The sequence below is a fragment of the Komarekiella delphini-convector SJRDD-AB1 genome (assembly GCF_014831675.1).
Taxonomy (GTDB): Bacteria; Cyanobacteriota; Cyanobacteriia; order Cyanobacteriales; family Nostocaceae; genus Komarekiella.
The window spans coordinates 1-4,402 of record NZ_VJXY01000128.1; the positions used below are offsets into that span (position 1 = coordinate 1).

The following is a 4,402-nucleotide window of genomic DNA, read 5'->3' on the forward strand; positions in this document are numbered from 1 at the left end:
ATCCTTCCAGTTGCCGCTGTTGTTCTTGGGAACCAAACGCATGACGAATCACCCCTTCCCCATGTAATTCTTTGGTTCGCTGTAAATCCTCCTCCACTTTCATCGCTTCTTGAGAGTATGTAAGTTGGTTTTTATACATCTCAGCCAATGATTGCAATTGTTTGAGCCTATGACGAGAAAACTTTGTATGCAACCACTTCTGAGCTTTTAAGGTTCCCGCTACTTCTGCCTCGTCCAATACTTGCTGTGCTGTAGCATAAGCAGGTAAACTATAGCGATCTCGAATCGTTCCGGGAATATTCCCCTCAATTTGAGTAGCATCACCAACTCTCAAGTCAGTTGATACTACACCATCATTTCTACTACCGAATATACCTGGCATCCATTTTCCTAACATTGCTATAGCTCTCCTCTACTTGTTTTACTTGTGAACCAATAAAACGGGTTAATCCGTATATTCCCATAAACGAAAACATCAACACACTAAAAGCAGCGATCGCTGTTTGAGCCATCATCCCTCGCTGCATTAATTCTTGGACTCTGCTGGCATTTTGGGATCGCTGCTTTGATTGATCAATCAGTTGCTGGACTATCAGAAACTCTTCGTAACTGAGTTTTTCTGGTATCCCTGACAGATTCAACTCTCCATCTGTCTTCAGTTGGATGTTGATCCTTGGCTTTGTCCGTTCTGTTTGCTGCTCCATATATCGTCACTGCCAAAATGATAGTGAGCAGCAACATATTTGCTACTGCTGCTATTGATATCAACTTACTCGGCTGCATTTGTTGCGCTAATGCCGAAAATACCCGCAACGAGTTGTTCACCGATGTCACGAAAAGCGGCAGAGTATAAGCAACAGCTAGAATCCTTGTTTTCCCGTTCATGTCACGAAAAGCGGCGCAGTTTTTTTGTGACATGAGTGTCATCTGACAGCACTCAAACCTATACAGGACGGGTGTCACAAAAAAAACGGCACACTTTTTCATAAAAATAGAGCAGTGGTTGAAACCGCCGTTTTTTGGGCTTTCTATATCAAGACGATCCTCAAGCTTGGGCATTGTTCGAGCAAGTATTTGTTAACTCAACAGAGCCAAACTCTACCGACCGGAATGTTGCTTGAAGAATGCTTATCTTTTGTTGATGTGCTTCAATCTCAACATGGAGTTCAGCACTTATCTCTTGTGGCGTAAGTGGCTGAATTTTCTGCTCTGACAGGTGCGATATTTCTGAATAATCGTTTTTATCCACCACAGCATAACGCCAATACCCACTACCTGTAAGAGCCATCAAATCATCAGGATAGTACTGAATTCCAACAATAATTCCTTTCTGGGTTGGTTGACCCAATGAATATTTTGGTAATGGCCAATGACTAGGAACTGTAATATTTTGTAGGTGAGACATTTATCTATCTCCAGAAGCTTCACTTTATTTAGGTTGTGATTTAGATGATTCTGCTGTTACGCGATCGCGCCACTCCTCTTCAACTTGAACTTTTGCTGCAACAGCACAAGTTTTATATCAAAACCGCAGTCGATATTGAGCGTTGGGTGTTGGCTGGTGGTGGTGATTTGCACTATGATTGCGAACAAGCCTTGCTGGGTGATGGTAGTCGGCAAGAAAATATCTGGTGTGCTAGCTTTATGCCATTGACTGGAAGGATGATTTTTGAATCAATGGTAAATCTGCGTCCGCGTCAGAATCGGTCAATGGAACTTTTAGACCCTATCATTAGAGAAAGAGTAGCCCAAATTATTGTCGAGTTCTTGGGAAATGTATGATCGAAGTGACACCAGAACAACAAATTTTTACGCAAGATGATGTTTCTACTCGCCTGCATCATTTAGCTGCACACCTAGAGCAAATTCAGTTTTTGTGGACTAAGACATCATCCCAGGATTTGATGATGCCTCTGGTAAAAGAAAGTCGGTACTTTCTTGAGTGGACTGTTCCCGACATGGTGAAAGCTGACGACATTGATCGAGCCGCAGAGTTAGTTGATTTAGGTCGGGTTTTAACTCATTGGCTATTTCATTGGGACAAAATTTGGTCTGATACCGAACAAAAGCAGGTTGCACAGGGACAGACTCAAGATTGGTTACGTCGGGTTTTGGAAATAGCTGATACAGAGCCAGAATCACTGAGCGCTTAATTTTCACAGTTTTACTTTTTATTCGCCAATCTTCTTTGCACCAACAACGAGCGCAAATACTTCCGACATTCCGCCTCCCCTTTGCACACGAGAATTCGCAGAGCCTCGACTTCCTGCATCGAAGAAATACAAATTTCGGTGATCGCACTAATCAAACTCTGTTGTGCTCGTATATAGTTTTGATGTTGCTGCTCTAGTTCAGCGACCTTGGATTTCAACTGGTGAATCTGCCGCAATGCTTTGGTTAAGGACGATTCTCTGTGTTGAATGTCGTTGTCTACAGTTAACTGCATATTTTTGCTCCTTTGTATGTTTAGGTTGACATCCGATTGGCGGGGTATTCGCTTTCTTATAGTTCGTTAATTCTCCGCAAACTCTTCGATACTGTGTAATTCCCATCTAATAATCTGCGCTCCCAACTCTCGTCGCTGACCTTTGGAGTTAGTGAATACATATTGGGCTTGCACAGCACAACTAGACGGGTGTTGATAACGCAGTTGCACACCACGGAACTCGTATAGTTTTCCTTTGATAAGCGTTTTTGGTTCAATCATTTACACCCCTTGTGTTGAGTAACCTGTTCTACTTCGTTAATCGCCCCAATTACCTCACCCAAAACATTTACAGCATCGTTAATATAGACATCATTCGTAGTTGAAAAGTAAGGAGAAGACTGAATCAGTCGATAATCCTTGCTACTCCCTACAACACGTAAAGTCTGCTGACACCCCTGGAGAATCGCTCGAATCTCTGCTGTGGTTAGTATGATTTCCATAACTATTTTGTTAACTAAACTTCTCAAAATCTGGGCAGGTATCACTCTCTACACCATGAGGATGTATCCCACAAACGAGCATTACTCCTTGGTACTGAACTCCGTGAAAGTTCCTGCAACCCCTACAAGCTTTTGGCATTGCTTTGCGTCTTTCTTCTAGTATCTTGTCGATGTCTGACTCGACTTTGATTTGATACAAACGGGTAGCAGCTAAAAGACTTCCACCGGATAACAACCATGAACCAGCAAGTACACTTTTGACACTCGCCTCGTTAGTCCCTTTGATTAGAATTGTGCCTCCAATTAACGCTGCTGTTACTCCCATTGCTCCAGCACAAATATTTAAGTACTTGTTCAACATGGTTTTGTCCTGATTATTTATGAAAATTATCTCTGCTAATGCTAAGACTTGCCCACAGTAAAGAACTGCCTAAGAAGGTGGAAAAACTAACCAACATACCTCCCAAACAAGCGTTTTTCTGATAGTGCCAGCTAGAGATGATTATGTTGGGATTAGTATTAGTCTCAATTATCTCCAGCCCCCAACAAGCGAGCGCTCCTACTCCCGCAAATCTGGTAAACAGTAAAGAGGCAAGGGCTGTTGTTTCTAGAGTGCGGTTGATGAAAGTCCTTGTGCTAAAACGTTTTTTATTACATCGATTAAGGATAATTATTTTGCTTTTTTCTTCATAACCAATGTACTCAAGACGGGTTGACCGAGAAATCAAAGATATTTGTTCAGCCATCTTCAATTTTTTCATAATTTTCATAGCTCAAAATAGTTTGACTTAAATTACTTATTTCTTCTGCCAATCAGTATGTTGCTTACCCTAGCCTTTTTTCTAGGTTTTCTTTATTTAAACTTTGTGGGAGGATTAACGGGAGTCTTTTAACCCAAATTAAAGATATTGTTTTTGAACGTGGCGTAAATTCATTAACACACAGGAGTGCTTAACGATGGTGCAAGACGAATTAAAGAACAAAGTTGCTTTGATTACTGGTGCAAATAAGGGTCTGGGGCTGGAAATGAGCCGTCAACTTGGACAACATGGATTGACAATTCTTCTAGCAGCTCGAAGTTTAGATGCAGCTAAAACAGCAGCGAGTAACTTAGGAAACGAAGGAGTAGTAGCTTACCCAGTTGGCTTGGATGTCACTGATAGTAATCAAATTCAATCTGTTGTTCAACACATTAGTGACTCTTTTGGTAAACTCGACATCTTGATCAATAATGCTGGTGTGTTTTTGGATAGTGACTGGACTATCAGTAACGCTAGTTCTATTTCAATCGACATTATTAGACAGACGTTTAACACCAACTTTTTTGCACTAGTTGAACTGACCCAAGCATTATTACCTCTAATTTTGAATAGTTCTAGTGGTCGCATTGTTAATCTATCGAGTATTGAAGGCTCATTAACGCTTCATGCCGACCCCAATTCACTCATCTATGATTCCAAACCATTTGCTTACA

11 protein-coding genes are annotated in these 4,402 nt (G+C 41.3%); 3 read left to right on the forward strand and 8 right to left on the reverse strand.

Annotated features, from left to right (window positions below; genetic code table 11):
• From FNW02_RS37325 to FNW02_RS37335, 3 genes are all read right to left on the reverse strand, one after another.
• A partial coding sequence (locus FNW02_RS37325; protein ID WP_191762496.1) for a hypothetical protein occupies positions 1-397 on the reverse strand: 397 nt, incomplete at its 3' end.
• Positions 363-704 carry a hypothetical protein gene (locus tag FNW02_RS37330; protein ID WP_191762497.1) on the reverse strand — a complete coding sequence of 114 codons (342 nt, stop codon included), beginning with the start codon at positions 702-704 and terminating at the stop codon, positions 363-365. The genes FNW02_RS37330 and FNW02_RS37325, both read right to left, overlap by 35 nt.
• A 341-nt stretch (positions 705-1,045) precedes the next feature.
• Positions 1,046-1,405 (reverse strand): hypothetical protein, encoded by a 360-nt coding sequence (locus FNW02_RS37335; protein ID WP_191762498.1) that lies wholly within the window; start codon positions 1,403-1,405, stop codon positions 1,046-1,048.
• A 44-nt stretch (positions 1,406-1,449) separates the two neighbouring features.
• Between FNW02_RS37335 and FNW02_RS37340 the strand changes: the two genes are divergently transcribed.
• A complete protein-coding gene (locus tag FNW02_RS37340; RefSeq protein ID WP_191762499.1) occupies positions 1,450-1,782 on the forward strand; it encodes a DUF5674 family protein in 333 nt (110 codons plus the stop codon).
• Positions 1,779-2,153 (forward strand): hypothetical protein, encoded by a 375-nt coding sequence (locus FNW02_RS37345; protein ID WP_191762500.1) that lies wholly within the window; start codon positions 1,779-1,781, stop codon positions 2,151-2,153. The genes FNW02_RS37340 and FNW02_RS37345 overlap by 4 nt, the downstream gene beginning before the upstream one ends.
• 11 nt (positions 2,154-2,164) lie before the next feature.
• Here the strand turns inward: FNW02_RS37345 and FNW02_RS37350 are convergent, their stop codons facing one another.
• The 5 genes from FNW02_RS37350 to FNW02_RS37370 form a co-directional block, all read right to left on the reverse strand.
• Positions 2,165-2,446, reverse strand: coding sequence for a hypothetical protein (locus FNW02_RS37350; protein WP_191762501.1), 282 nt, complete (start codon positions 2,444-2,446; stop codon positions 2,165-2,167).
• A gap of 66 nt (positions 2,447-2,512) precedes the next feature.
• Complete coding sequence (locus FNW02_RS37355) at positions 2,513-2,707, reverse strand: hypothetical protein (RefSeq protein WP_191762502.1); 195 nt, start codon at positions 2,705-2,707, stop codon at positions 2,513-2,515.
• Entirely contained in the window at positions 2,704-2,928 is a 225-nt protein-coding gene (locus FNW02_RS37360; RefSeq protein WP_191762503.1) for a hypothetical protein, read from the reverse strand. The genes FNW02_RS37355 and FNW02_RS37360 overlap by 4 nt, the downstream gene beginning before the upstream one ends.
• A gap of 10 nt (positions 2,929-2,938) precedes the next feature.
• A complete protein-coding gene (locus FNW02_RS37365) occupies positions 2,939-3,289 on the reverse strand; it encodes a hypothetical protein (protein WP_191762504.1) in 351 nt (116 codons plus the stop codon).
• Positions 3,290-3,302: 13 nt separating this feature from the next.
• Entirely contained in the window at positions 3,303-3,689 is a 387-nt protein-coding gene (locus FNW02_RS37370) for a hypothetical protein (protein ID WP_191762505.1), read from the reverse strand.
• Positions 3,690-3,885: 196 nt separating this feature from the next.
• Here FNW02_RS37370 and FNW02_RS37375 point away from each other — a divergent pair.
• A partial coding sequence (locus FNW02_RS37375; RefSeq protein ID WP_191762506.1) for an SDR family NAD(P)-dependent oxidoreductase occupies positions 3,886-4,402 on the forward strand: 517 nt, incomplete at its 3' end.

Coding starts and splice junctions, on each gene's coding strand:
- FNW02_RS37330 (WP_191762497.1), bottom strand. CDS start 704: ATGGAGCAGCAAACAGAACGGACAAAGCCAAGGATCAACATCCAACTG.
- FNW02_RS37335 (WP_191762498.1), bottom strand. CDS start 1,405: ATGTCTCACCTACAAAATATTACAGTTCCTAGTCATTGGCCATTACCA.
- FNW02_RS37340 (WP_191762499.1), top strand. CDS start 1,450: ATGATTCTGCTGTTACGCGATCGCGCCACTCCTCTTCAACTTGAACTT.
- FNW02_RS37345 (WP_191762500.1), top strand. CDS start 1,779: ATGATCGAAGTGACACCAGAACAACAAATTTTTACGCAAGATGATGTT.
- FNW02_RS37350 (WP_191762501.1), bottom strand. CDS start 2,446: ATGCAGTTAACTGTAGACAACGACATTCAACACAGAGAATCGTCCTTA.
- FNW02_RS37355 (WP_191762502.1), bottom strand. CDS start 2,707: ATGATTGAACCAAAAACGCTTATCAAAGGAAAACTATACGAGTTCCGT.
- FNW02_RS37360 (WP_191762503.1), bottom strand. CDS start 2,928: ATGGAAATCATACTAACCACAGCAGAGATTCGAGCGATTCTCCAGGGG.
- FNW02_RS37365 (WP_191762504.1), bottom strand. CDS start 3,289: ATGTTGAACAAGTACTTAAATATTTGTGCTGGAGCAATGGGAGTAACA.
- FNW02_RS37370 (WP_191762505.1), bottom strand. CDS start 3,689: ATGAAAAAATTGAAGATGGCTGAACAAATATCTTTGATTTCTCGGTCA.